This is a genomic window from Brachyspira murdochii DSM 12563, assembly GCF_000092845.1.
Lineage (GTDB): Bacteria > Spirochaetota > Brachyspiria > Brachyspirales > Brachyspiraceae > Brachyspira > Brachyspira murdochii.
The window spans coordinates 2,271,946-2,298,308 of the sequence record NC_014150.1 but is presented as its reverse complement, the minus strand read 5'-3'; the positions used below and the strand labels follow the sequence as shown (position 1 = coordinate 2,298,308).

Below are 26,363 nucleotides of genomic sequence, written 5' to 3'. Positions count from 1 at the left end.
TATTATCATTTAAGTTTATATATTCTATATTAAAATATAAGTATTTCAATAATAAATTTCAATAATAAAATAAAAAACTTGCATTCAAAACAAGGGGCTTAATATGCCCCTTGTTTAATTATTTTTCAAATAAAAATTATATTATTATTCTCTGCTAGAGAAAACCTTATCTATTATTCCATAATCTTTAGCTTCATCAGCACTCATAAAATAATCTCTATCCATATCAGCTTCAAGTTTTTTAATATCCTGACCTGTATGATTAGCCATAATATTATTAAGTATGCTTTTCAAGCGTATAGTTTCTTTTAATTGTATCTCCATATCAGTAACCATACCTCTTGAACCGCCTGAAGGCTGGTGAATCATTATTCTTGAATTAGCAGTAGCAAATCTTTTACCTTTAGCCCCTCCTGCAAGAAGCAAAGCACCTGCTGAAGCAGCCTGCCCTACACACAAAGTAGCAACGTCTGGCTTAACATACTGCATAGTATCATACATACCCAAAGCAGCTGTAACAACTCCTCCCGGGCTGTTTATATATAAAGAAATATCTTTTTCTGGGTCAGCAGATTCCAAAAATAAAAGCTGTGCTATAACTATATTAGCAACATCATCATTAATCTCTCCGCCCAAAAATATAATTCTGTCTTTTAAAAGCCTTGAGTATATATCGTAAGAACGCTCCCCTCTGCTAGTTTGCTCTATTACATAAGGTATAGTCATATAATTTCTCTCCAAATCCATATTTATCCTTTTAACTATTAATATCCGCCCCAAACATCACTTTCTTCCGGCTTGAATTTACCCGCATCTTTTTCTGATACCTGTACATGTTCTTTTACATAATCTAGTATAGCCTCAGAAGTAGCTCTAGTTTGAGCATCACGCATTATATAATTGATAATATTCTGCTGTTCTTCTTTAGGAAGTTTAGCAAGTCCCATATAACTTTGATACTGATACATTCTATTAGCATATTCTTTAGCTTTATCTTCATTAACTGTGATAGAATCTTTATAAGTATCAGCTAATTTTGCCATAATCATATCAAAAGTTATTTGTTTTCTTACATTCTCTTCATACTCTTTTCTAATATCATCATCAGTTTTGGCTACAGAAATTAAGAAATCAGTTTTACTCATACCTCTGCTTGACATAGATCTGTCAAATTCATTTAATGAACTTTCCAATTGTTCTTCATAATAGCCTTTTGGAAGAGTCATATTTACTAATTCTATTAATTTATTGAATAAAGTATCATTTACAAGCTCGCTATTTGCTCTGTCTTCTGCTCTTTTTATTAAATGATCTTTTAAAGATTCTTTTACTTTTTGTCTGTCTTCCTCATTGGAATCATCTTTCATATCAGGCTTTTCTACTTTTACAATATTCATTATTAGTGTAGCTTCTCTGCCGTCAACATAAGTTTTAAGAAGTTTTTTATCATCTTTTTTAACACCTACAGCATTTTTTGCAAATATACTGTCATTTTCATCATCGCTTGCTACAACAGTTAATTCTTTATTGTATTTTTTATTTTCATCATCATCAAATTCTATTTTAACATATACTCTGTCGCCTATTTCTGATTTTAACTCGCTTTCATCAAAATGAGCAAATCTTTGAAGAGATAATTTGTATGCTTCTTCAACTACACTGTCATCAACTGTGTATTTATTTTTTTCTACACTTATAGAAGACAAATCAGGCAAATCAAACTCTGGTATAGGGTAATACTCATAAGTAAGATGAAGTCCGTCATCTTTGTTTTCTAAGTTTAGAAGTTTAGGAGTACCTAAAGCTTTAACATTTTTCTCATCATGATAAGTATTCCAAGCATCTTCTATTAAAACCTCATTAGCGGCACCTTCCAAAGCCTCTCTGTATCTTGAAAGTATAATATTGTTAGGAGCATGACCTACTCTAAAACCTTTAACATTAACTCTAGGCTTATAATATTCTATTTGTTTTTCCAACTCTTTATTATAAGCATCTTTTGATACAACGAGTTTAAGTGTAACTAAATCTTTTTCATCGGTTGAAGTTTCAAAATTCAAATCTTTAATATCCATTTTTAATAATACCTTTATTAAGCTTTATTATTAAGCTTTAATTAATAAAATTATAATAAAAAAAATAACCCCAATAGAATAGCCATCTACTGGGGTATAAAATGAGCGGGAAACGGGACTCGAACCCGCGACAGTCTGCATGGCAAGCAGAAACTCTACCAACTGAGTTATTCCCGCATAGACATTGACAATAATATAACATAAAACAAAAAAATGTCAACACCATATATATAAAATTCTAAATAATTATCTTCAAATTTAAAAACTTATTCAAAAACTCTCCTACCCCGTTTTCATCATTGCTTAAACATACATAATCTGCCTTTTTCTTAACATCTTCTTCTCCATTATACATAGCTACTCCTACACCTGCATATTCAATCATCTCTATATCATTATAATTATCGCCAAAAGCTATTATCTCTTCTCTTTTAATACCTTTTTTATCACAAAGCCATTTTAAAGCACTGCCTTTATTGATGCCGTTAGCCAATACTTCTAAAAAATTTGTATGGGAAAATGATGTATGAACATTAAAATGAGATGTTATATATGACTGAAGTCTTAGAAGTTCTTCCCTTTCCCCTATAAATACCATTTTACTGAACTCAAAATTATCTACATTGTCCAACCCTATTATTGTATCAGTAATATTTTCTTTTTCTATATATCTTTCATAATAAAAATCAGGCTCGGATACTATATACTTATTTCCGCTGTATACATGAAGATAAACTTTATACTTATTAACTAAATTTGCTACACCTCTTGAAGAAGCCTCATCTATTACCTTATTATATATAAATTTTCCGTTAGTATCAGCAATTATAGCACCGTTAAAAACTATAGAGTAATTATCATTATTAATCATATTTTTATAACGCTGCATACCGTTAAAAGGTCTTCCAGTGGAAAGTATAATTTCAATACCATTATTCATTAAATACTGAAAAACTTTTTTATTATAATCACTTATCTCACTCTCGTTATTTAAAAATGTACCGTCCAAATCGGTTGCTATTAATTTTATCTTATCTAAACTTTTCATAAAAATATACTATCATAAAATATAACAAAAACAAGTATTAAAATCTAAACAATTATCATCATAAATAAAGCTTTTTACATAATTAAATTTTAGTATATATCTAAACAACTATAATTTGTAAAAAATTAATTTCTTTAAATTTTAAATATTGCAGGGCTTTGTGCCGCATACAACTTCTTATTTTGCAGCAATAGAAAGTCATATGTACTGCCGCAGCAACTTTGACGAACCGTTAATAAGTCAAAGCCAGTATTAGGCTAAAGAACTGCATTTTTGCATCTTGAATATATAATTTATACAACATTGCATTTATAATAAATAAATTACAAACTTTTCGTATAAAATCTTGTCAAGTACTTTTGAAATAAGTCTAATGAAAAATTAATAATTCATATTTTTTCATTATAAATTAAATTTTGACAGAATAAAAATTTTTAAGTATAATAAATAAATATAATATTATGTTAGGAGTTTTATATTATGGAAGGTATAGTCAAAGAATATATTGAGTATGCAAAGAAAAAGGCTAATATTGATGAAGTTGTAAATAAAAAGATAATATCACAAAATGAAACTTTCTTAAAATTAAAAGAGTATATCAAGAGTAATGAAGAAAAAGAATTAGATGTATGCACAGAAATATCTAAAGAATTTGATAATATGGATATATTAAAATCATATTATGCGGCAAATTTTGTAGGACATGCTGTGTTTCACAGTGAAATTGCTGATGAAGAAATGGGAAAAAATATTATTAATTTATTTGCGAAAAATATTTATCAGGCATGCCAGTTTATAGAAAATGTATCTCAGCTTTATAATACTGATGAAGATGATATTACTGAAGATGATATTGCTAGTGTTAATATAGATGTTATGTACAGAACTGACTACAAATCATTGGAGGCTTTTATTGGAATAGATATGATGATAGCTCCTCTTATGACTGTACTTTGCTCCAATCAGGATTTAAGAAAATATTTCATATCTTTAGACTTAATAGATCATATAGAGTATTTAGAAACATATATAAAATCATTAGCATATATTCATATAGCCATAGAAGCATGCTGCAAAACAAAAATTTTGGTGTTGTCACAAAAAACACAAAGAGGTTTTTTTATAGAGGCTTCTGATATGAGCAACTCATACTATCTTATAACATTATTAGAAGCCGAATTATATAAAAAAGGATTATTAAAAAGATACGGAATAGATAATTATGAGTTTGACGAAAATATTTATAATATAGCTTCTGGTACTTCTTATGCTAATGAGTTAGTAGAAACTAAAGCACATATGCAGTACTACACCATATATTCCATGCAAAAAGACGGAAGTTATAAAATAGAAGATGAAAATGGCGAGCTTGATTTAAATACTATGCTTTACGGGGATATGTCTCCTGAAGAGATACCTGATGATATAGACGGAATGCATATCATTATTATGGATAGTGACGGAATGTGGAAAAATCCTATAAAATGGGATATAAGCTACTTTTCAAAACCGCATCAAAAATTAAAACCATATGTTAAAATATTAGATGAGATATCTGATGAAGAATATAATAATTGGATAGAAAAAATCAAAAGTTATAATATATAAAAGCCTTAAAAAAATAGCTATATAATTTATTATATAGCTATTATTTTTTGCATAAATATTTTTTATCAAACTTTAAAGAAATGCATCAAATCAACTAATTCTTTAGCCTGTCCCATCAAAGCCTCAGAAGAAGCTGTAGCCTGCTCTACCAAAGTAGCATTCTGCTGAGTAGACTGATCCATTTGTGAAACTGCCATATTTACCTGATCTACTCCAGCCTGCTGTTCTACTGCCATAGCACTAATGTCTTGCATAATCTTAGAAGTATCTTCAATTTTTTGTTCTATATCCATAAATATTTCTTTAGATTTCCTAGCTGTTTCAGTAGCTATTCTAATTTTATCATTAGAGTCAGCAATTAAAGAAGTAATATCTTTAACAGAAGACTGACTAGTCTGAGCTAAGTTTCTTACCTCACTTGCCACTACAGCAAATCCTTTACCCTGTTCCCCAGCACGTGCAGCTTCTACTGCAGCATTAAGTGCCAATATATTAGTTTGAAAAGCTATATTTTCTATTATTTTAGTTATATCTGTAATCTTATTGCTTGCCTCAAATACAAGCTCTATATTATTAGTAGTAGCTTCAATTATCTCTCCAGCCTCCTGAACTGATTTCTCAGAATCCTGCATCATCTGATTGCCTCTTAAAGAATTATCCGCAGATGATTTTATTGTAGAAGCAATTTGCTCCATAGATGAAGCAGTCTCTTCCAAATGTGAAGCCTGAGTTTCTGTTCTGCTTGATAAATCAGTATTTCCCTGAGCTATTTCTGTAGCTGCCTCTGAAATCTCTCTTGAACTTTCCAAAACTCTTGTGATAATTTCTCTTAAACGTGATACCATCTCATCAAAACTGCTTAGAAGTGAATCGAATTCGCTGTGTCCTCTGTATTTGCTTGAATCTATTTTTACAGTTAAATTACCCTGAGATATTTCTGAAGCCAAACTCACACATAATCTCAAATTCTTTCCTATTTTTCTTCCTAAAGAAGCCAAGAAAATGACAACAGAAAATCCTACTATAAATAAACATATAAAAAACAATATAGTGTCTTTTCTAACTTCTTTTGCTGCATTTTGAAGATTAAAATTATTATCAGAATCAAGTTTATCAAAAAACTGATTAATAGGAATCATTATTTGAGAAACACTTTGTTCATATGATTTACCATTAACAAGCTCTATAGCTTCTAACTGTCTTGCTTTATACTCATCAGGTATACTTCCGTCTGGATTTCTTGGAATACTTTTTATTATTTCCATAGCCTGAACTTCTAATTTTACTAATTCTTCTGAACGGCTTTTTGATAAAGTAAGATAATCAAACATTTCTTTGGAGAAGTTCAAATCTCTCATCACATTTGAATATGATTTAGTTTCTCCGTCATAAGAAGGCTTCTGTCCGCTTCCGAAATAAATAGACCAGTATATTCCTCTGTCATAATTTAATGGTGTTGGTTTTGTACCGCCTGATATAGCTATACAGTCATTATAAGCCTGTTCATATTTAGCATCTCCAGTAGCTACATAGCTTCTTACAAATTGAGTTAAAAATGCTGAATTCTGCTGATACTGCCTTGCTATAGCTGATGATTTTATAGTATGCTGATAAATACGGCTGTATTCTGTTACACTTCTTACTATTCTTATCTGAAGATATATCAATAATATTGTAACAACAAAAGTATATACGCCAAATATAATAAATCGAGTTCTTATCTTCATAATAAAATATCTCCAGTAAATGTTTTTATAATGATTTCGGAATTACATACCTATTTATTTAAAATAAAATAGATATTTTCCTATATAAACTATACATTATGTATTAAATATAACAAAAAATTTACATTTTATACACAAAATCAAAAAAAAATTACATGAAAAGTGCTTGAATATTATTTATAATAAACTTAAAATATATCACTATAAAAAATAATTACGGAATAATGATAATGGATAATCAAATAATAAAAATTAGAATCGGTTTCTCTAATATAGTAATATTCAGAAATATTATAAAAACAAAAGTTATAAAAAAGTTATTAAAATTTTTAGAAATTTATAATGATAATAACAAAATAAAAGTGATAGATTATTATTCCGATTTTTTATACGAGCTTTTCAAATACAATGATACAATAGGCGATTATATATTAGAACAAATATTTAAAGATGATAATATTTATATCAATAAATACATAAGAAATAAAAATATAAATGATGCTTTAAAAAATGCTCTAAAAAATGAACTTAATTTTTTTGAATTATTATCATCATTTGATTTTAATATGTTATTTTCAAAAGAATACTCTGTATCAAAAATAGAAAATAAAAAAATTGATTTTTATAGTATATATATAAACCATATAAATGATATAAATAAAAAAGGTTATGGTATATTTTATAATAATAACATGTTCACGCTTGATGACAAAAAAAATATAATACCAGCTAAGCATCAGGATATGCAGGATATTAAACAGCTATACGGATATGAAAGAGAAAGAAGCAAAGTTATAGCAAATACAAAAAGCCTATTAGAAGGAAAAAAAGCAAATAATATACTTCTCTACGGAGATGCCGGAACTGGCAAGAGCAGTACTATAAAAGCAATAGCAAATATGTTCAAAGATGAAGGATTAAGACTTATAGAAGTTAAAAAAAATCAGCTGTCATTCATCACAGATATAATAGAAATGCTAAGCGTAAGTCCTCTTAAATTCATAATATTTATAGATGATTTAACTTTCTCTTCTAATGATGATACTTTTTCATATTTAAAAGCTGTACTTGAAGGAGGAGTAAACTCTTTTCCAAATAATGTATTAGTTTATGTTACTTCTAATTACAGACATTTAATAAAAGAGAATTTTAATGACAGACAAGGCGATGATATACATATAGAAGATACTATTCAGCAGATAATGAGTTTGACAAATCGTTTTGGAATAATTATTACTTATCAAAGACCAAATAAAGATTTATTTTCAGATATTGTGCTTTCTTATGCCAAAGAAAATAATATCAAAATGAGCAAAGAAGAACTTATAAAACAAGCAGAAAGCTATGCTATAAGAAGTGCTGGTAGAAGCCCTAGAGCAGCAAAACAGTTTATAGAAACTTTATTATAATTTATATATTTCGCTCATAGCTATACTTTTACATTACAAATTTCAATATTATAATTAAATCGCTATAAATTATACTAAAACAAGAAGTATTCAGCAAAAATACTTTAGAATTTCAAAACAAATATAAAGAACTCATAATAATATATTATCTAGTGAACATCTTAATAAATCTTTCTCTGTATTTATAAGTTAATAATTTTTTATTATATAGTTCTGATAAAGTTTTAATTTCTGTATTATCCATATTTTCTGTTTCTATTGCATATATATAACTGTCTTCTTTAAAACCTTTTATCATGATATTAACATAATTACTGAATTTACTGGTAATAAATATCTTAAAGAATATTATAGAGCAAGTTAATATTAAAGAGTTTACTATTACATATATTAATATAAACATATAATAAGGATATATAAAATCTTTTCCGCTTCCTATAAATAAAAATCCGTTTCCCTGCATAATAGCAGCCTCAAAAAGCAGATGTCTGCTTTCAAAATCTTCCCAATCATCAGTTCTATATTTAAGTTCATTTTCATAATAAATTACAGCCATATTATAGCTTTTAGCAAATCCTTCATACTCTAATTTATCATTATCAGCATTTTGAGAGAATGCTAATTCTGCCTCATATACAATTTCATTTCTTGTATTTTCATAAGATGTAATGATTTTATTGTCAAATACCCAGTTGATTACTCCGTATAATACTATAAATATTATAGCCATAATTATGGAAATAGTTATTATGAAATATGATGATATAAGAGAATAAAAGCTAGTTCTATTTTCAGAACTAAATAAATAAAAGAAATATATTATATGTGATATATAAAATATAAATAGTACATGATAGCCTCTTGTAAGGAAAGAAGCGGCAATATTTTCTCTTAAAAATACTCTGTTTAGAGAGAAAAAGTTAGTTATATAAAAAAGCCCTAATATTGATAATATAAAAGGCACTAAATATACAACAAGATAGAAGAAAACTTCTATTCTTGAATATCTGTTCATTTTATAGAAAAAAACGCATACAAAATAAAAAGAGCATAAAAATTCTATAAACATTAATACTCTCATAACATAGGTATGCATATTAACTATCATATAAGCACACATCGATATTATAGTTAAAGATGATACAGCAGCTACTATAAAAGTGATATTATATTTTGCTAGTTTTTCCACTTTATTTCTCCTGTTTTTGCTTTATCATATATAACCCTAACCATTTTATAATCCAGTCCCAAAAAAGAAGCATTGTTTACTAAGTTATACAAAGCACTTGAAAATATCGGCTGAGTGTTTTCTATAATTTTATCACTATAAGGATATGAAGCCATTATTCTTGATAAATTAAAAAGTATTGCTATTAATTTAGAAGAACTTGAAAGCTCATCATTTGTTATAGAATATGGTAAAACACTTTTAGCTGCTATTGCTATAAATATAGGATTAATATGCTCTAGTGTGGATATATTTGATATAGAATGCTCTATCATTTCTCTGGCTTTATCTATAAACTCTTTAGGTTCATACTTATATTCATAATATATAGGAAGAGAAGCTATATAGCTTGTATGCATTATATCTCTTAATACTAGTAGTACAGATATATAATTTATAAGCTCATTATTATCAAGTTCAAATTTATCATCATTAATAATTCTATCCTCAATACCATTGCCTTTAAGCCAAGATATTGAGATTATCTGTCTTATTATATCATTTTCAAGTATGGTATATGTATATGATATATAATCCAAAAAAGCTTCATTACTCTTTGAGCTTTTTATTAAGTTGATAATAGATTCTCTTTGAGATTCCAATGTATCATCTGAACCCGGTATACGAGAAAGAAAATCAAAGTTTATTTTATTTTCAATATATTCTATAAACTTTTCATATGCATCATTTCCTACAAGCACATTATATATCCTAATATTTTTAAGATTATTTTCGGAAACTTTAAAAAAATCACTAAATATTTTAAAATATTAAATTTATTTGTATATAAAAAAATATAATACAAATATATTTTTGATAATATAAAGAATTTATAAATAGTTGATTTATTTGTATTTTATGATATTTTATTACAATATCTAAAAGTTGGACTTCTTTTATGGATAAAGAAAAAAATAGCGAATCTAAAAGAATAAAAAAAAGAAGAAATAAAAAAATAAAAAAAATTCTCAAAAAAAGAAGAAAACAAAAAAGAATTAATTATATAAATAGCCTCCCTTTAATAAAATTTATGTCTAAAATAGATGATAAACTGTTTTTAAAAATTTTTAAAGATAATAGGAAAGGTCCTGTAAAAACATTTATGAAGTTTATGAGCAGAATGGGAGACGGATATATATGGGTTTTGATTTATCTTCTATTTTACATGTTTAGAATAAGATATGCAGCTTTATATTTTTCAAGGGCGGTAGCAGCAGTATTTTTATGCATATTTTTATTTTTGTATATAAAGAGTTTTTTCAGCAGAATGCGTCCTTATAAAAAGCATGATAAAGTACCTATAATGTATCCTCCGGATAAACATTCATTTCCTTCAGGGCATACTATGGTAGCTTTTGCAATATCTTTTTGTATGGGAAGCTATAGTGCATATTCAGCATTATTATTTTATCCAATAGCTTCTTTAATAGCATTCAGCAGAGTATATGTTGGACTTCATTATCCTCTTGATGTGGTATGCGGTATAATATTCGGCACCGTAATAGGTTTTTTGTCAAATTTAGCATTCTTTCATATAACTGGGCTTCCTATATTCGGTCATTTATGATTATTTTTACTTGCTTTCTTTAATCTCTTTTTTATTTTATTTGAGGGTATATTATTTCGCTTTTCTGCTATAAATATATAGTATCCATTTTTTTCTGTTATCTTTACTCCGCCAAAAACGGAGGTTAATTTGTTTTTATACCAATCAAGCCTTTTAGTAACCATAACAAATCTACCATTTAATATTAATTTATAAAAACCTTCTTCTATAAAATGTTTTGCTGTAGAAAAATCGCTGTGATATGGAGGATTTGAAAGTATTAGAGAAAAATCTTTATAATTTATATTTTTAAGCCCGTCGCTTTTTATAATACTTATATTTTTTAATCCGTTTAATAAGGCATTTTCTTTCGATGTATTTACAGCATTATCATCTATATCGCACATTACAACTTTATCTTCTCCAATAATTTTTGCAGCAAGTATCCCTACTATTCCATATCCGCAGCCCAAGTCCAGAACTCTGCTTTCTAAACTAAAATCAATTTCTTCAAGCATAGATAATGTGCCTATATCTATTTTTTTGGGAGAGAAAAGTTTTTCATTAGTTATAAATTTAAGTATTATATTTTTTATTTCTATATCAATCATTGTTATAATTTTATATTGTTTGTATAAATTGTCAATTTTTATGTACAGTATAAATTAACTAAAATACTTTTCCGATAATCGTAGTATGTTTAAAGTAGATATTATGTTAAAAGGAAGAGTTCAAGGCGTAGGTTTCAGATACTATGCAAAACAAATAGCTGATGAGATGAAAGTCAGCGGAAAAGTGTGGAACAATTATGACGGTTCCGTTGAAGTAGTGGGATATTTAGACACTAAAAAGGATATTGACGAGTTTGTGGAAAAAATAAAGATAGGTCCTCAAATGTCAAGTGTAAAAGAATATACTGTTACTATTACTCCATCTGACCCGCTTATAGATGAAGTTTTTGAGATAGCAAATTAATAACCTTTACTTGAACTAAAATAATTATGAAAAATGTTTTTAAATATGCATCTGTTATAGGATGCACATTCTTTAGTATTAGCTTTGGGGCTGATTTTATAGATTATAAAGTAAAAAATGGAGACACTCTCTACGGTATAGCATTTGCTCATAACATGAGTGCTAGTGAGTTTTTCAAATTAAATAATATCAAAGATCCTAATGAATACAAATTAAAAGTAGGTGAAACTCTAAAAGTAAAAGATGCTGGATACAGTTTAGTATATGATTCTGAAAATAAAGTATATGGTTTGAAAGGAGAAGAAAATAAATCATATAAAGACTATAAAGTAAAAAATGGGGATTCTTTATACGGCATAGCGTTCTCTCATGGAATGACTGCAAATGAGTTTTTAGCTATTAATAATATTAAAGATCCTAACAAATACAATTTAAAAATCGGAGAGATCCTAAAAGTAGCAAATAATACTTCAAACACTTCTAATTTATCCCCTTCTGAAGATAATGTTTCAGAAAAAAATTATGATACATACAAAGTAAAAAGCGGAGATACTTTATACGGCATAGCATTCGCTCATGGTATGACGGCAAGTGAATTTTTAAAAATTAATAATATTGACGATCCCAATAAATATAAGCTCTATGTGGGAAAAACTATGTATGTAGCAAAATCAGAAAGAGCTGAAAAAGAAAATAATAATAATTCTAATATACAAAAAGAAGTAGAATATTATACTGTAAAAAGCGGAGATACTCTATACGGTATAGCTTTTCAAAATGATATAAGTGTTAATGAATTCTTAAAAATTAATAATATTGACGATCCTCTTAAATATAAATTAAGAACCGGAGAAAAACTAAAAATATACTCTAAAGGTTCTTCAAATTCACAAAGCAAAACTATAAAAACATATAAAGTAAAATACGGAGATACTTTAGGAGAAATAGCAGCAAAAAATTCTATGTCATTAAATGATTTACTTGCATTAAACGGATTAAAAAATAATTATGTTCTTAAAGTAGGTGATACTCTAAAATTATATGATAATGTTAATATAAATACATCATCAAAGCCTTCACAGTACAGAACATTAGAAAATTATAAAGTAAAAAGCGGAGATACTTTAAGCGAAATAGCATTGGTCAGAGGAATGGATCTGGTAGAACTATATTCTTTAAATAATCTAAATGACAAATATATATTAAAAATAGGCGACACATTAAAAGTATATGCCAATTCTCCAAAAACATCTGCATTAGTTACATCTATCTATAAAGTAAAAAGCGGAGACACTTTATATTCTATAGCAAAAAGTCATAAAATGGATTTGAGAAGTCTTATGCAGCTTAATAATATAAAAAATGCTAATGAATATAAACTTTATATAGGAGCCAGCATAAAAGTACAGACTACAAAAATGATATCATACTCATTTAATGATGACAGTATATTACCTGAAAGTTCTTTTATATGGCCTTATAAAGGTATAATAGTTTCCGGATATGGAGTAACTTCAGATAAACTTGCAAACAGAGGCATTAATATATTGGGAGATGTAGGAGATAAAGTTGTAGCTTCTGATGACGGAATAGTTGAATATGCTGATAATGTACGCGGATTTGGAACTGTTATTATATTGAAGCACAAAAACGGATATAATACTTCATACGCTCATTTATCAAAAGTTAATGTTAAACTTGGAGATATTGTAAGTAAAGGCGAATACATAGGCGATATAGGTAATACTGGTATGATAGATAGAAGTGAACTTTATTTTAAAATATCATATCAGGGAGTAGCAATAGATCCTACAAAACTGCTTCCTAGAGGATAGTATTAGCAGAAATTATTAATATTAAATACATATTTATTATTTGGGTAAAAGATTTTATATACAAAATAATTCTTATATTTATTTGAGACTATAAAATAAATATAAAGCTAAAAATTTATTTTATAATAAAGTCTGACCGCTAATATGCCTGAAAAAAGCTAAATAACTGTCATTAATATTATAAAGCCTGAATCATAAACAATAATCAATTTATGTAATTAAAAATAATAAACTTAAGAAAATATATTTTAAAATATGTATTATAAATATATGTAATATTGACATTTTTATTATAAATGATACACTATAAACACAGTTCTTTGAAAGGGGATGCTCCGGCTTCGACTGCGATGGTTGGAACGTATTTTGCATAGCTGTGCTAGGTGTACGCACATTAATATCATACTAAACAATAAGTGCAGACGAATACGCACTTGCAGCTTAATTGAAGCTGCCGCTGATTAAGCAATTTGTCTATGGGTTGTTTTCTCGGTGTCAAAACACATAGAACTTGTATTAGGTGCTGTAAGAGCCTGATATTACGTATACTCTTACTAGTTTTATAGTTTTTCTGCTTGTCTTCTACCTATAAAGCGAAACTCTTAAAGATAAGATATGCTATGTAGACGAATATGGTACGCTTCGTAGGACGCGGGTTCGAGTCCCGCCATCTCCATATTTTTTATAAGTAAGTTGTCCTTTATGAAAAAAATAATAAAATTTAATCTACTTATTTTTTTATTTATAAGCGTATTTTCTATTCCATTATTTGCTAAATGGGAGATTAATATTGATAATGATCTAATGTTTATAATGAATTTTGATAACAAATATGAATCAGTATTAGATACTTCAATAGCTGATAATTGGTTATCAGCATATGATAATCATCAAATTGCTGTTGTTTTATTATATAGTGATAAAATAATATCTGAAAATGAATTATATTTACGTATAAAGAAAAAATCAAATAATTATATTACATATTCAATTTCTGATAAAGATGTTATTGAAGATAATGAATCAACATATATTGGAATAGGTATAAATACAGATGATGGAATTAGGGCTAATAATCTAATAAATATACTGCTTGATTCATTAGAGGTAGAGTTATACAGCAATGATGAATTATTGGGATATTTTAACTTAAAAGGTTTAAGAGAAGCATTAGAGGAAAATCTAGGCGATACAGAGTGGTACATTCAAAAAATAAAAAATTAATTATAAAATAGTTTAATATTACTTTTTAATTCAGTTTATATAAAATAAAAAAAGAGCATGCATACTAAATATACATGCTCTTTCATTTTTTCTATTAAATTATTTTTAACTGTATATTCTGAAATCCATCTCTGGGAATATATCATCACGCCACTCTATCTTTCTAAGCCATTCTTCGTTTAAATCTCTGTTTTTAATAGCATAGTAGAGATCAGTAAATCTTCTAATATAGAGTTTTGTTATATTAACAGCATAATCAACCATAGTACCTGTATGCATAATGAAAGCCCAGTCGCTGCTTTGAGCAAGCAATAATTCTCTTGCTGCCTGATTCAATGCTCTTTCATAAAGCCCGGTTTCATTATAGTAATCATGAGCTAATTCTATCATACGTTCAGCTGCTTTATGCAAATGTCTGTATATCCAGCCATTGCTTCCATTAAGCCAAACCTCACCATATCCGTTAGCTCCCCAACTTGACATAGAAGGCATTGATATTTGATTTACAGGATGTCTTTCCAAATATTCTTTAGGAGTTATAGTTTCTATTGTGTTCTGATCATAATGTATCTTTCTCATTAAAAACTCTATAAACATAGGTCCTTCATACCACCAATGCCCGAAAAGTTCAGCATCATAAGGAGATACAACTATAGGAGGACGGTCCATTACAGAGGCTAAATATTCAATTTGTTTTTCTCTGTTAAACATGAAGTTGCCTGCATGATCACCTGCAGCCTCCATAGCCCACTCTGGGTTATAAGGCTCTTTAGGACAGTCTTTACCTGTAATTCTATAGTATTTTATACCTGTATTTTTTCTAAGACCATTGCTTTGTATAAAATCTTTAATATATTCAAAAGGCAAATCATAACCAATATCTCTATAAAATTCTCTGTATCTGAAATCACCCGGATAGCCTACTTCTGCACTCCACACACTTCTTGAACTTTCTATATCTCTTCCAAAAGCAGCTACTCTGCTCTCTCTTGAACAGTATAAAGGAGCATAAACTCCGTATTTCGGAACTTTATCAGCATACATTATACCATGCGTATCAACAAAGAAATATTTAAGTCCATTGTTTGCAAGATGTTTTTCAAGTCCCGGAAAGAATCCGCATTCTCCAAGCCATATTCCAGTAGGCTTTCTACCCATATGCTTTTCATGGGTTTTTACAGCCATTTTTAATTGGGCTTCTATTGCTTTGGGATATTCCTGCATAAATGGAAAAAATCCATGTGTTGCACCGCAAGTAATTATCTCTAAATTTCCTCTTTCTAAAAAGTATCTGAAACCGTTTAATATATTTTTATTGTATTTATAAACAAAAATATCTCTTATCTTTTTAAACTTTTCTCTGTAAAACTCAGCAGTATGATGAAAATTCGGGTCTAATGAAGTCCTTTCACACTCTAATTCTGAAAGCTTAATCAATTTCTCTATATAATTAACATATCTATTTTGAAGCAACTCATTAGCTAACATATTCATAAGAGGAGGAGTTACGCTCATAGTTATTTTAAAGTTTATACCATCATTAACCATTCTATCATAAGCATCTAATAAAGGTATATAGGTTTCTGTAATGGCCTCATATAGCCACTCTTCCTCCAAAAAATTTTCATGTTCAGGGTGTCTCACATAAGGTAGGTGAGCATGAAGCACTAAAGCTAAATAGCCTTTTGACATAATTATTCCTTCAATTAAAAATATTATATATAATTAGTATATAAAATATAAATATTAAAATCAAGACTTTAAATATAGTTTTATCAATAAAAAATAAACATTATCAATTATTTTAAAATACATAAAATATTAAGAATTTTTACATTCTTTACATATTCCAGTAAATACTATATCATGTTTCAATACTTCTACGTCATATTCTTTTGAAACTAATTCGTCCAGCTTTTTTTGATATTCCATAGGTATATCAAATAACTTTTTGCATTTGCTGCATTGAAAATGATAGTGTTCATTTGTAATATGGTCAAAACGAACTGCATCATCTATAACCGAAAGTTTTTGTATTTCTTTAGTTTCTGATAATAAATTTAAATTTCTATATACAGTACCTAAACTTATAGATGGAAAATTAGGTTTAATATAATTATAAACTTCTTCTGAAGTTGGATGATTTTTCAATTCTCTTACAGCATTTAAAATAACTTGCTTTTGTATAGTGTTTCTTGTATTATTCATAATGATAATTTCCTTATGATATAAAAAAATAATTAATAATAAATCTTATTTAGTAATCTAAATATATAATTAAGTAAATTTTTTGTCAAGAAAAAAATATAATATTTTCACTATTAAAAAATATTAATTCATATTTAAATTAACATAATCTATAGTTAGATTGTCATAATCCTTAAAATAAGTTTTTGTTATAATAATTTTATAATTATCAGACTTATGTGTATAAACTTCAGATAATATATTGCCGTCAGTATCATCTAATAAATATTTATCAGGCTGTATATTGTTGGAAGACAAACTGCTTAAAACATTTTCAAGAAAGACATCAACATTGCTAGAGCTATTAATTGTTATTTGACATATAGAATTATTATCTGTAAAAACTACAAGCTCTGCTTCATTTTCCCTTATTTTAATAATCTTTCTTAAAATATTATTAGCTATAAAATCTCTGTCAATATCAAACATCTCAGATAAACTATCAAGCGAATCCTTAAAAGAAAGCGATGCCAAAGCCTTAATATCATTATTTCCATAAGTTATTATATTAGAATATGTAAAAGGGCTTGTTATAGTTACCGCTTCATAAGAGTTTATATTTTTATGAATTAAATTTGCTATTACTATAAAAATAACCAAAAAGCAGGCAAACACAATAAATCTAATTACTTTCATCAACTTCTCTTAAATAAAAAAGATTATATTAAAAAATAATAACCAATCATTATTTAAAATAGATATTATTTAACTAGGTATATTATGATTTTCTATTAAAAGAATGTCATTAACCTCTTCTATAGAAAATAAAGGCATATCGCCTGCATTATAATACGATGGTTTTATCTTAAATGATAAAACACTTTCATACTGCATAAACTTTTCAGACTCTATAACAATATCTAAATTAACTTCTACTTCTTCATTAGAATCAACTTTTTTAGGCATAAAACAAAACATAAACTTTCCGGGTACATTGCTTGATACTATAGCAGGATTAGGAAAATTAACCCCATACCCCTGAAGTATCTTTCCTTCGCAAAATATATAAACTAAAGCATTTTCTATTTTTTCAAAATTACTGGAAGCTGTAATATTACCCATTATACTAGGATAAGTTAAATAATATCCGCTTTCATCAATAGAAGGAACTGACTCAAGTAATGTATTTTCTTTTCTTCTGCTCACTATATCACATGCATCTGCTATAATGCTTAGTATTTCTGTATTGCTTTGAATAGGATCTCTATTATAGCTGTGAAGCACTCCCCTAGCACTTGTAACATACTGAGGCTGAACTCTATTTAAAGTATATGCTATAATATCCATACGCATATTTGTATTAACAGGAATATTTTTTTCTTTCAAATATGAATCTGCTAATTTTGAAACTTTTTGTTCCATAAGATTTACTAAATACATAAAAACTGCCCTCCAAAGCTAATAATATTATACAAAACAAACTGTTATTTGTCAAAACAAATTTATAATTACAGTATAATTTTTTTGACTTATTAAAATAATGATTTTCTTAAATTAATAACAAATATAAATATAAAGTATAAAATTATGATAAATTAATATATAAAACTCTTTAGATTTCTTTAAAAGCTATTTGATAAATATTTATAGTGATTAAAAATATATTATTTTTAAATTTATATCAGGCTTTTACATTATGAAGTACGCAAAGCACTAATATGAATGCTTACTCAATACTACTATTCTTTATACAATATAGAAAATTTAACTATGAGTTTATAGTATTAGTCTATGAATATCAAAAACAATTATATATTATTGTTTTAAAATAAAAACTTGCAAACAAATATATTATTACATTTTGTTATTTTAGTCATATATTTTTATTATAATTTTTCTATTTTTTCTATACTCAAACCTGTTATTTTACTTATAACATTAATATCTATATTTTCTTTTTTCATATTTTTGGCTAATGAATATTTTTCTTGTTCTATACCTTATTTTATACCTTCTTATTTTCCCAATCTTCCTTCCTCATCAAGCATTATTCGATTGCCGTATAAATATGCCTCTTTTTTTTATATTCCATCATCATTAATCTGCTTTTTACAAAATTATTATATTTTTTCTGTACTTCTTCCATTATGGGTTTTTCTTTTACTATTTCAGACATAGACACCTCCCTACGAGCTGTTACAACCTGTACGCTTCGCGGCACCAACCCGCACCGTAATTATAAATATTTATGGAACGTTTTATTATAGGTGCGGTTGAATACTCTTCATAATACAATAAATTATTTAATCTTATTATATGTATTTGTGATAATCTGTTAAAAGTTTTTTATTATTCATTTCATAAAGCATATAACATGAATGTATATTTTTAGTTTTATCTAAATTGAAATTGAGTAAATTAATACTTATTACAGGAGTAAGTTCATCGTATCTTTCGCCATGCTTTAATAATTTACTGTAATTAGCTGCCCAATAATAAAGTATTCGTTCTGAAAATCTTGAATTGCCTTGAAGCTAAATTTCTATAATAACAACAGAACCATTTTGAGTAATACATTTGACGTCAAGGCGTCTGCGACATCTGTCCGCCTTCGGTGCTATAGTTTCTTTTAAATTTTTATTTTTTTTCAAGTTAAAATGAGTTTAATATTTCTACAGAACGAAAAGTCTTCATATTGGCATTAATCATTATAGAATTTATAAAGTCTAAAAGTATAGTTTCACTGCTTCCTTTATAAGTAAATAGATATCTTATAAAATAATCATTCAAAGGATTGAAATATTTTATTTGTTTTGTCATTAATTTATTTTTCATAAATACATTATGACCAAACAATAATAATTTGTCAAAAATGATTTTTTTAAATTTACTTTTTGACAAACTGTATTTGTTTAGGCATATATATATACAAATTTATTAATTATTTAGTTATAGTAAATAAAAATAACTCAAAATATGCTTTAAAAATATTTGCTGGTGTTGTAACGCTCAATGTATTTAAATACGATATTTTAGATATTATTTCATCAACCTCTTCCAAGGAAAAAAGTTTTAATGAAGTTTTCTTTTTTTTCAGTATAAACTCTGGAATCTTTGTTAATTTGCTTATTTCATTTAATGTAGTCTGAGGAGGAAATATTTTCATGTAGTATATAGCTAAAAAATTATTCATCATAAGAGTAAGAGAGCTTGAAGCCTCCTGATCCAATCTATGCATTATGCTGAAAGTTTTTCTTCTGTTTCTCTCAAAAACCGCATCCAAAAAATCAAATATATTCCTGTTTTTAGATACATATGTAAAATCCATTATATCTTCTACGTTCAGATATTCTTTATCATTGTAGCTGCATATTTTGGCAAGCTCTGAATAAAGAGAATCATAATCTAAGTTTATATTGTTAATTAAATATTCAACAGCATCTGAAGATATCTTTTTACCCTGTTTATTTATATAAGCATTTATTAATCCTCTAAAATCCTTCTCATCTGGAAGAGGAAAGTCTATAAAATTAATATTATGCGAACCCTGTTTTTTAGAAAAATATTTATATATAGGGTCTTCTTCTAATGAACTTTCTGTTTCCAATACAACTACAGCAGTTTTGGAAGGATTTAAACAATATTCTAAAAAATCCTCCTGAAAATTATTGTATTTATAGATTATAATAAGGCGAAGTTTAGAGCCAAAAGGCGGAGTATCAGCAACCTCTAAAGGAGCAAACCCTACAGCATCATTTTTATCATAAAATACACTGTAATTCATCTCGCTGTCGCCCTCATCTGGAAACATAGATGAATGCAAAGCAGCTGCAAATGCCTTTTTAAAAAGCCTTTCTTTACCTGTTAATACATAAATACAGTATTTAAAAGGCTCTTTTATGTAATTATCTTTTATTTTTTGAAAGTCTAATTCGGTTTTTACTGAAACTTTATTCATAACAGACATATAATATCATATATTGATTAATATGCAAATCAAACAGCTCTTTTCTTTTTTTTATCTATATCTATAAAAACTCTAATCTCTATTTTACATTCATCAGCTGCATCTAATTTTACATTTTTTATTATTGCATATACCCTATTTCTCTTATCTTCAAGTTTATATGATATTAAAGGTGATATAACACTGGGAACATATCCAAGTCTTACAAAATCCTTATCATAAATAGCTATTGCAAACCTGTCATATGGATTTGCTATTTCATGAACTAAATTAATAGGCTCATTTTTTAAAAGCGAATATATTAAATCTTTCCCGTCATTATATTTATATCCTGCCACAAAAAAATCTATATAATATCTTTTAGTTTTATAATTTCTATTTATAATAATTCTTTTGAAGCTTTCTTCATGATTAATTATATAGGTGGTATGTTTTGTACTTTTATTCATAAAACGAGAAATTTACCTTAAAATCTTAATGCACATTATAAATTTTACTTCAATTCAAATTTTCTGTCAAGATAGAAAATAATACAATTTTATAAAAATAAAGCTGTATATTTAATACATTATAAAATAATATATGATTTTATAACATGTAAATTAAATTTTATTATTACTATATCCGAGTTTATATAAATGTTATTTTTATTTTAGTTGTTTTTATGAATAAAAATTATATAATTAAATAACAGTATATTTTTTATTTTTAGGAGAACGTAAATGAATTTTTCAAAATATATTATAATAACTTTTATTTTACTTTCAGCATTCTCATGCAAGAAAACAACTTTAACAATAACGGAACCCGGTCCGGAATTCTTTTTAAATAAAATGAAAAATGATACTTGGGAAGGTGTATCAGTAAACGGAAATAAATTAACAATAAACAATACTGAATATACATTTACAGATACTATATTAGGACTTGGAGGAGTTTATCAAGGCGGTGATAAAGGATATATAGTAACAGTTCCCGGCGGGGATAATTTATACACTGTAGAAATGGATGAAAAAGCAAAAGAATCAATTGATGAAGTTATGAATGTAGTAGGCGAAGAAAATGTTACGGGTGTTATGAAAGAAATTGTTAATAGCGGCGGAGATCCAAGTAAAGTAAATGTAGATCAGATAGTACAGACTTCAGGAGTTACAGAAGAGGAAGCTCAGAAATTAAAGGATTTATTTGCCGGATTGAATTCAAGTAATTTTGGAAATCCTAATACTATAGGTCCAAAAAAATAATTTTCAAGGTTATACTGTATGAAAAAAATCCTTATATCTGCTATAGTATTATTTAATGTATTTATTATTAATCTATATGCAAATGGAATAGCTTTATCTACACAATCAGATACAAATACTTATAGCTGGATTAAAGGCCGACAGATTATAAGTATAAACTTAAGTCCCGGATATGCCGGTATGTTTCCTTCTCTTTTAAATACAGTATTTAATAATTATCAGACCTTTACAGGATTAGCAGGTATAGATTTAGGCTCAATAGATCAATATTTGAATGCTATAGAAGCTAAAGGAAACTTTTGGTATGTTCCTAATATATCATATACATTACTTCTTCACCCGCGTATAGGTATAGAAATAGGCTTTGGTGTACAGGCTATGTCATTTCAGCTTGGTATACCTAGAGATAAAGTAGGCGAATTAGCAAATTCTTTTCTTCCTAACAACGATCAGAATGGAGATATCGGAAATCTTATAAGCGGAAATCTTGATACTCTAATAGGCTCTGATACATACTTAAAAGCATCTTTAATATATTTCCCTGCTACAATAGGAATAAAATTTTTTGGCGGAAAGAACAGACAGGTTGTAAATACATTCAGATTTGGATTAGAGACATTTATGTATGATGTTGAAACTGAAAATGGTATTACCGGAGTAAAAACAAAACGTCATACTATAGACACAACTATGTATTTTTCTTATGAATTAGGCTGGACTATAGAATTATTCCCTACTAGAGAATGGCCTGTAAAACCATATATAGATATATCAATACTTGAAATAGGATACTATGTAAGGTCTGGAATACCCGGCCTATACGGTGATATAAGAGAAGGAATTGGATTTTTCGGAAGCGGATTAGTTGATATTAGCTCTACAATACCTACTTGGGAATCTTTTCCAAGATGGGTAAATTATGTATCGGCTATAAAGATATCATTTTTTCCTAGAATAGGTTTTAGTTTGAGATTTTAGTTAGGGGTATAATAATATGATGATGAAAAAACAATTAACTGCTCTATTACTTTTTATACTTACTAGCATATCTTTTGCTCAAAATACATCAGGTGATACAAACATATCAAATTATACAGTAGATAAAAACATAAAATATGATACTCAGACAAATGCTTTAATTTCGCACAGACATTCTATAGGCGTAAATTTCGGCTCTACTATTTTTTATATGTTAATAGCTCCTTCAGCGGTAAATATAATCTTTCCAAGTAACAACCCTAATAATTTAAAGCTTCAGGGAAATTTCGGACTTGATCTTACATATACATACAGAATAGATAATAAAATAGATTTGAATATTGATGCAGGATTTTATGCTATGAAAACATATTATGATAATTCAAAAATCACATACAATGGCGATGTTTATGGTATAGGGCTTTCAATAGGTGCCAGATTCTATTTTAATAAAGAAGAAAGAGCCTCAGGTTTTTTCTTAATGCCAAAACTTGGAGGAACTCTCTTTATTACTCATAATAAAGAATATATAAAAGAAAGTTCTGCTTATACAAACAGAAACACATATATATATGATTTTTATATTTCAGGTGAAATTGGCTTTAGGATAGATTTATCAAGAAGTTTCGGTATAAACAGCGGTTTGCGTCCGTTCTTTGATATATCAATACTCGACATTGGGTATTCTTACAATCATTTATTGAGAATTGTGCCTTTGCCGAGATTTGCTATTGGAGTATTGTTTTAAATTAAAGAGGATATTATTTTATGAAGTTTATAATAAAAAAACTTTTGCTTGCTTGTTTAATTACAGCTTGTTTTGGTAATATGCTTACAGCTATGGATATAGGACTCTATTTAGCCCCTAAATTTATATTTAATATTGGAGATTCCGGAATACAAAAAGAAGGAGATAAAAAAAATACTCAAAATATGTATGCAGGAGGCGGTATATCAATCGGATATAATTTTGATGTGCTTAATAAATATAGTACATTAAGAATAGAATTTGAATATTTATATAGAAACCCTACTCCTAATAATGCTTATCTTAATAATGTACAATCCATGCAAGTTCATACATTTTTAGCAGCAGCATACTATGATATCAATTTTTTGTATATTAATTATGATAATAAGGATTCTGTAAGAAGTATAATGCATAAAGGTAAAAGACCTGTAATGTCAGTTTATCTTGGTTTTTTATTGGGAGGAGCATTAAATACATGCATTATAAAAACTAGTTATGAATATAACGGTATTTTCAAAAACAGCACATATTATAATAATTTTCAATTTATTTACGGAGTTGGCGGAGGTTTAGCTTTCCATATAACACCTGTAGTAAGTATAGATTTAGGATACAGACTGATTCTTAATTTAGAAAATAAATTTGGGCATGATGCTGCAGTTTCTGTAAGATTTAATTTTTAGGAGAACTTAGATGAAAAGATATTATATAATAGCAGCATTTTTATTTATGTTTATATATTGTAATCCTAATAAGCTATTTGCAATTATACCTGAAGGATTATATATAGCTCCTAAATTTGTATTTTCACATGACGGAAGTTATTTTTATACTAAAGATGATGGAGGAAAAGGATATCTTAATTATTTTGGAGGAGGTTTTTCATTAGGATACAGCATACCTACTATTAATAAGTCATCTCCTGTAAGATTTGAATTTGAGTATTTGGGAAGAAAAATAATAAGTATGTCTGACAGTATCAGCCTTCATACACTTTTAGGTTCTGTATATTTTGACATTAACTTCTTTCTCATAAAAGAAAAATTAACAGATGAAAGCTATAAACAAACACTTCTCAATAAATACCCTCCTTTTACAATTTATTTAGGCCTATCCATTGGAGGAAGAATAAAAGACTGCCTTTGTGCAGAATCACAAAACACCGAAACTAAATTTAGAAATGCCGTAAGTACATTGGTTTTTGGCTTCAGCGGAGGATTTGCTTTTAATGTACTTCCATATATGTCAATAGATTTGGGGTACAGATATTTAATAGATACAAAAGCTGACAGTTATCATGAAGTATTATTAGGATTAAGATTTAAAGTACCTAAATTATAAAGTATTATACTATTTTTAAATATTAAAAAAAATTAATATTTAAATAAAATTTTTTTTATAATGTATTGTTTTTTTATTTTACTATTGTAGAATAGATGGCGATAATTTAATTAGGAGTATAATACTTATGTTTAAATATATAAAATATTTATTAATGATATCACTATTTGTACTATCATGCAGTAATAACCCTACATTGCCTTCAAACAATCAAATATATCAATCATCCCCTGAAAATGTTCCTGAAAATATTATAAGAAATTATTCTGTTAAAGCTAATGAAACTGAAGAAAACATAGAAAATAAAATGATGGAATATTTTAATGAATACGGATATTATTCTATCTTTTTAGAAGATACAGAAGAAAATATTGATGAAAACGATGCCATATCAAAAATAAACAATATTATAAAAAAAGATAAATATACTAAAGACGGGGTTTATCTTGATTTAAGTCAAACTACAATAACAAACATAGCCGCTAATGCTTTTAAGAATAATAAAAATTTGTCCGGCGTTAAATTACCTGAAACTGTAATCTCAATTGGAGAGAGTGCATTTTATGACTGTTCAAGTTTGAAAACAATAAACTTCCCTTCTTCTTTAACGTCAATAGAAAAATCAGCATTCCAATTATGTATAAAATTAGAAAAAGCAGACTTAAGTAAGACAAAAATGATTCAAATAAATGCTAATTCTTTTTATAATTGTTCAAGTTTGAAAGATGTTGTTTTATCACAATCAATATTAGCTATACAAGGTAATGCATTCAGTTCATGCTCTTCATTAGAAGAAATTAGTTTTCCTACATATTTGCAGGGTGTTGCTACTTATGCATTTGCAGAATGTAAAGCTTTAAAAAAAGTAACTTTAAATGAAAAAATAACAAAAATTCTTGCTATGGCTTTTTATAACTGTTCATCACTAGAAAAAATTAGTTTTCCTATATCTATACAGTCAATAGGTCAATATGCTTTTTCAGGCTGTACTTCTTTGAAACAAATAGAATATTTGGGAACTACTCCTTCAGTTGTTAAATCTGATGCAACAGTGTTTTCTGAATACAAACTAGTAGGAGCAGGAGCTGCTCCTTTAGAGAGTTTATATCTTCCTAATGTGGCAAATGATACGCAAGATAATAGCTGGAATAATTTCTTAAGCTATGATTGGAATGGGAAAACAATAAATTATGGTAAAAGCATGCCTAGATAAAAAAATA

General features: G+C 27.3%; 25 protein-coding genes, 1 tRNA gene, 1 other RNA gene and 1 pseudogene. 13 read left to right on the top strand and 15 right to left on the bottom strand.

Features of this window, described 5'->3' with window-relative positions:
- Window positions 1-144: 144 nt before the first annotated feature.
- The 4 genes from clpP to BMUR_RS10125 all read right to left on the bottom strand — a co-directional run bounded on the left by clpP (window position 145) and on the right by BMUR_RS10125 (window position 3,123).
- Window positions 145-747 carry an ATP-dependent Clp endopeptidase proteolytic subunit ClpP gene (gene clpP, locus BMUR_RS10140; RefSeq protein ID WP_013114468.1) on the bottom strand — a complete coding sequence of 201 codons (603 nt, stop codon included), beginning with the start codon at window positions 745-747 and terminating at the stop codon, window positions 145-147.
- Between the two features lie 17 nt (window positions 748-764).
- On the bottom strand, window positions 765-2,075 hold the full coding sequence (locus tag BMUR_RS10135; RefSeq protein ID WP_013114467.1) for a trigger factor: 1,311 nt from the start codon (window positions 2,073-2,075) through the stop codon (window positions 765-767).
- A gap of 104 nt (window positions 2,076-2,179) precedes the next feature.
- Window positions 2,180-2,252: transfer RNA gene (locus BMUR_RS10130), tRNA-Gly, on the bottom strand.
- Window positions 2,253-2,313: 61 nt separating this feature from the next.
- Complete coding sequence (locus BMUR_RS10125) at window positions 2,314-3,123, bottom strand: Cof-type HAD-IIB family hydrolase (protein ID WP_013114466.1); 810 nt, start codon at window positions 3,121-3,123, stop codon at window positions 2,314-2,316.
- A 480-nt stretch (window positions 3,124-3,603) separates the two neighbouring features.
- On the opposite strand from BMUR_RS10125, the gene BMUR_RS10120 reads away from it, so the two are divergent.
- Window positions 3,604-4,731 (top strand): hypothetical protein, encoded by a 1,128-nt coding sequence (locus BMUR_RS10120; protein ID WP_013114465.1) that lies wholly within the window; start codon window positions 3,604-3,606, stop codon window positions 4,729-4,731.
- A gap of 65 nt (window positions 4,732-4,796) precedes the next feature.
- Here the strand turns inward: BMUR_RS10120 and BMUR_RS10115 are convergent, their stop codons facing one another.
- Window positions 4,797-6,458 carry a methyl-accepting chemotaxis protein gene (locus BMUR_RS10115; RefSeq protein WP_013114464.1) on the bottom strand — a complete coding sequence of 554 codons (1,662 nt, stop codon included), beginning with the start codon at window positions 6,456-6,458 and terminating at the stop codon, window positions 4,797-4,799.
- Between the two features lie 230 nt (window positions 6,459-6,688).
- Here BMUR_RS10115 and BMUR_RS10110 point away from each other — a divergent pair, with 230 nt between their 5' ends.
- A complete protein-coding gene (locus BMUR_RS10110; protein WP_013114463.1) occupies window positions 6,689-7,867 on the top strand; it encodes an ATP-binding protein in 1,179 nt (392 codons plus the stop codon).
- A gap of 145 nt (window positions 7,868-8,012) precedes the next feature.
- Here the strand turns inward: BMUR_RS10110 and BMUR_RS10105 are convergent, their stop codons facing one another.
- Window positions 8,013-9,056 carry a hypothetical protein gene (locus tag BMUR_RS10105; protein WP_013114462.1) on the bottom strand — a complete coding sequence of 348 codons (1,044 nt, stop codon included), beginning with the start codon at window positions 9,054-9,056 and terminating at the stop codon, window positions 8,013-8,015.
- The gene (locus BMUR_RS10100) at window positions 9,044-9,796 is read right to left on the bottom strand and encodes a hypothetical protein (protein ID WP_013114461.1); all 753 of its coding nucleotides are present in this window, start codon (window positions 9,794-9,796) and stop codon (window positions 9,044-9,046) included. Before BMUR_RS10100 ends, BMUR_RS10105 begins: the two co-directional genes overlap by 13 nt.
- A 197-nt stretch (window positions 9,797-9,993) precedes the next feature.
- On the opposite strand from BMUR_RS10100, the gene BMUR_RS10095 reads away from it, so the two are divergent.
- Window positions 9,994-10,662: a phosphatase PAP2 family protein gene (locus BMUR_RS10095; protein WP_013114460.1), complete on the top strand. Its 669-nt coding sequence runs from the start codon at window positions 9,994-9,996 to the stop codon at window positions 10,660-10,662.
- Here BMUR_RS10095 and BMUR_RS10090 read toward each other — a convergent pair.
- Entirely contained in the window at window positions 10,653-11,252 is a 600-nt protein-coding gene (locus BMUR_RS10090) for a class I SAM-dependent methyltransferase (protein ID WP_013114459.1), read from the bottom strand. The two genes, BMUR_RS10095 and BMUR_RS10090, sit on opposite strands and share 10 nt — an antisense overlap.
- Before the next feature lie 103 nt (window positions 11,253-11,355).
- Here BMUR_RS10090 and BMUR_RS10085 point away from each other — a divergent pair, with 103 nt between their 5' ends.
- The 4 genes from BMUR_RS10085 to BMUR_RS10075 all read left to right on the top strand — a co-directional run bounded on the left by BMUR_RS10085 (window position 11,356) and on the right by BMUR_RS10075 (window position 14,675).
- A complete protein-coding gene (locus BMUR_RS10085; protein WP_232473656.1) occupies window positions 11,356-11,616 on the top strand; it encodes an acylphosphatase in 261 nt (86 codons plus the stop codon).
- Window positions 11,617-11,642: 26 nt separating this feature from the next.
- The gene (locus BMUR_RS10080; protein ID WP_013114457.1) at window positions 11,643-13,451 is read left to right on the top strand and encodes a LysM peptidoglycan-binding domain-containing protein; all 1,809 of its coding nucleotides are present in this window, start codon (window positions 11,643-11,645) and stop codon (window positions 13,449-13,451) included.
- Between the two features lie 326 nt (window positions 13,452-13,777).
- Window positions 13,778-14,130, top strand: a transfer-messenger RNA (tmRNA) gene (gene ssrA, locus BMUR_RS14495).
- A 23-nt stretch (window positions 14,131-14,153) separates the two neighbouring features.
- A complete protein-coding gene (locus tag BMUR_RS10075; protein WP_013114456.1) occupies window positions 14,154-14,675 on the top strand; it encodes a hypothetical protein in 522 nt (173 codons plus the stop codon).
- A 105-nt stretch (window positions 14,676-14,780) separates the two neighbouring features.
- Here BMUR_RS10075 and BMUR_RS10070 read toward each other — a convergent pair whose 3' ends face one another.
- The 7 genes and pseudogenes from BMUR_RS10070 to BMUR_RS10040 form a co-directional block, all read right to left on the bottom strand.
- Window positions 14,781-16,367: a glycoside hydrolase family 57 protein gene (locus tag BMUR_RS10070; protein ID WP_013114455.1), complete on the bottom strand. Its 1,587-nt coding sequence runs from the start codon at window positions 16,365-16,367 to the stop codon at window positions 14,781-14,783.
- 129 nt (window positions 16,368-16,496) lie between these two features.
- The gene (locus BMUR_RS10065) at window positions 16,497-16,883 is read right to left on the bottom strand and encodes a Fur family transcriptional regulator (protein WP_013114454.1); all 387 of its coding nucleotides are present in this window, start codon (window positions 16,881-16,883) and stop codon (window positions 16,497-16,499) included.
- 123 nt (window positions 16,884-17,006) lie between these two features.
- A complete protein-coding gene (locus tag BMUR_RS10060; RefSeq protein ID WP_013114453.1) occupies window positions 17,007-17,558 on the bottom strand; it encodes a hypothetical protein in 552 nt (183 codons plus the stop codon).
- A gap of 69 nt (window positions 17,559-17,627) precedes the next feature.
- Window positions 17,628-18,302, bottom strand: a complete 675-nt coding sequence (locus tag BMUR_RS10055; RefSeq protein WP_013114452.1) for a late competence development ComFB family protein — start codon at window positions 18,300-18,302, stop codon at window positions 17,628-17,630.
- A 446-nt stretch (window positions 18,303-18,748) separates the two neighbouring features.
- Window positions 18,749-19,697 (bottom strand): annotated as a pseudogene (locus tag BMUR_RS15250) (Rpn family recombination-promoting nuclease/putative transposase).
- 106 nt (window positions 19,698-19,803) lie between these two features.
- Window positions 19,804-20,820 (bottom strand): DNA polymerase III subunit delta, encoded by a 1,017-nt coding sequence (holA, locus tag BMUR_RS10045; RefSeq protein WP_041750117.1) that lies wholly within the window; start codon window positions 20,818-20,820, stop codon window positions 19,804-19,806.
- Between the two features lie 38 nt (window positions 20,821-20,858).
- Complete coding sequence (locus tag BMUR_RS10040; protein WP_013114450.1) at window positions 20,859-21,278, bottom strand: HIRAN domain-containing protein; 420 nt, start codon at window positions 21,276-21,278, stop codon at window positions 20,859-20,861.
- Between the two features lie 273 nt (window positions 21,279-21,551).
- On the opposite strand from BMUR_RS10040, the gene BMUR_RS10035 reads away from it, so the two are divergent.
- The 6 genes from BMUR_RS10035 (at window position 21,552) to BMUR_RS10010 (ending at window position 26,356) form a co-directional block, all read left to right on the top strand.
- The gene (locus BMUR_RS10035) at window positions 21,552-22,073 is read left to right on the top strand and encodes a hypothetical protein (RefSeq protein ID WP_013114449.1); all 522 of its coding nucleotides are present in this window, start codon (window positions 21,552-21,554) and stop codon (window positions 22,071-22,073) included.
- Window positions 22,074-22,091: 18 nt separating this feature from the next.
- A complete protein-coding gene (locus tag BMUR_RS10030; RefSeq protein ID WP_013114448.1) occupies window positions 22,092-23,051 on the top strand; it encodes a hypothetical protein in 960 nt (319 codons plus the stop codon).
- Window positions 23,052-23,070: 19 nt separating this feature from the next.
- The gene (locus BMUR_RS10025) at window positions 23,071-23,799 is read left to right on the top strand and encodes an outer membrane beta-barrel protein (protein ID WP_041750116.1); all 729 of its coding nucleotides are present in this window, start codon (window positions 23,071-23,073) and stop codon (window positions 23,797-23,799) included.
- A gap of 20 nt (window positions 23,800-23,819) precedes the next feature.
- A complete protein-coding gene (locus tag BMUR_RS10020; protein WP_013114446.1) occupies window positions 23,820-24,485 on the top strand; it encodes an outer membrane protein in 666 nt (221 codons plus the stop codon).
- Window positions 24,486-24,495: 10 nt separating this feature from the next.
- Window positions 24,496-25,143 (top strand): outer membrane protein, encoded by a 648-nt coding sequence (locus BMUR_RS10015; RefSeq protein ID WP_013114445.1) that lies wholly within the window; start codon window positions 24,496-24,498, stop codon window positions 25,141-25,143.
- Between the two features lie 127 nt (window positions 25,144-25,270).
- Entirely contained in the window at window positions 25,271-26,356 is a 1,086-nt protein-coding gene (locus BMUR_RS10010; RefSeq protein WP_013114444.1) for a leucine-rich repeat domain-containing protein, read from the top strand.
- Window positions 26,357-26,363: the final 7 nt, after the last annotated feature.

Coding starts and splice junctions, on each gene's coding strand:
- BMUR_RS10135 (WP_013114467.1), bottom strand. CDS start 2,075: ATGGATATTAAAGATTTGAATTTTGAAACTTCAACCGATGAAAAAGAT.
- BMUR_RS10015 (WP_013114445.1), top strand. CDS start 24,496: ATGAAAAGATATTATATAATAGCAGCATTTTTATTTATGTTTATATAT.
- BMUR_RS10025 (WP_041750116.1), top strand. CDS start 23,071: ATGATGAAAAAACAATTAACTGCTCTATTACTTTTTATACTTACTAGC.
- BMUR_RS10030 (WP_013114448.1), top strand. CDS start 22,092: ATGAAAAAAATCCTTATATCTGCTATAGTATTATTTAATGTATTTATT.
- BMUR_RS10120 (WP_013114465.1), top strand. CDS start 3,604: ATGGAAGGTATAGTCAAAGAATATATTGAGTATGCAAAGAAAAAGGCT.
- BMUR_RS10035 (WP_013114449.1), top strand. CDS start 21,552: ATGAATTTTTCAAAATATATTATAATAACTTTTATTTTACTTTCAGCA.
- holA (WP_041750117.1), bottom strand. CDS start 20,820: ATGAATAAAGTTTCAGTAAAAACCGAATTAGACTTTCAAAAAATAAAA.
- BMUR_RS10085 (WP_232473656.1), top strand. CDS start 11,356: ATGTTAAAAGGAAGAGTTCAAGGCGTAGGTTTCAGATACTATGCAAAA.
- BMUR_RS10020 (WP_013114446.1), top strand. CDS start 23,820: ATGAAGTTTATAATAAAAAAACTTTTGCTTGCTTGTTTAATTACAGCT.
- BMUR_RS10075 (WP_013114456.1), top strand. CDS start 14,154: ATGAAAAAAATAATAAAATTTAATCTACTTATTTTTTTATTTATAAGC.
- BMUR_RS10055 (WP_013114452.1), bottom strand. CDS start 18,302: ATGTATTTAGTAAATCTTATGGAACAAAAAGTTTCAAAATTAGCAGAT.
- BMUR_RS10070 (WP_013114455.1), bottom strand. CDS start 16,367: ATGTCAAAAGGCTATTTAGCTTTAGTGCTTCATGCTCACCTACCTTAT.
- BMUR_RS10080 (WP_013114457.1), top strand. CDS start 11,643: ATGAAAAATGTTTTTAAATATGCATCTGTTATAGGATGCACATTCTTT.
- BMUR_RS10115 (WP_013114464.1), bottom strand. CDS start 6,458: ATGAAGATAAGAACTCGATTTATTATATTTGGCGTATATACTTTTGTT.
- BMUR_RS10040 (WP_013114450.1), bottom strand. CDS start 21,278: ATGAATAAAAGTACAAAACATACCACCTATATAATTAATCATGAAGAA.
- BMUR_RS10090 (WP_013114459.1), bottom strand. CDS start 11,252: ATGATTGATATAGAAATAAAAAATATAATACTTAAATTTATAACTAAT.
- BMUR_RS10060 (WP_013114453.1), bottom strand. CDS start 17,558: ATGAAAGTAATTAGATTTATTGTGTTTGCCTGCTTTTTGGTTATTTTT.
- clpP (WP_013114468.1), bottom strand. CDS start 747: ATGGATTTGGAGAGAAATTATATGACTATACCTTATGTAATAGAGCAA.
- BMUR_RS10095 (WP_013114460.1), top strand. CDS start 9,994: ATGGATAAAGAAAAAAATAGCGAATCTAAAAGAATAAAAAAAAGAAGA.
- BMUR_RS10125 (WP_013114466.1), bottom strand. CDS start 3,123: ATGAAAAGTTTAGATAAGATAAAATTAATAGCAACCGATTTGGACGGT.
- BMUR_RS10110 (WP_013114463.1), top strand. CDS start 6,689: ATGGATAATCAAATAATAAAAATTAGAATCGGTTTCTCTAATATAGTA.
- BMUR_RS10010 (WP_013114444.1), top strand. CDS start 25,271: ATGTTTAAATATATAAAATATTTATTAATGATATCACTATTTGTACTA.
- BMUR_RS10065 (WP_013114454.1), bottom strand. CDS start 16,883: ATGAATAATACAAGAAACACTATACAAAAGCAAGTTATTTTAAATGCT.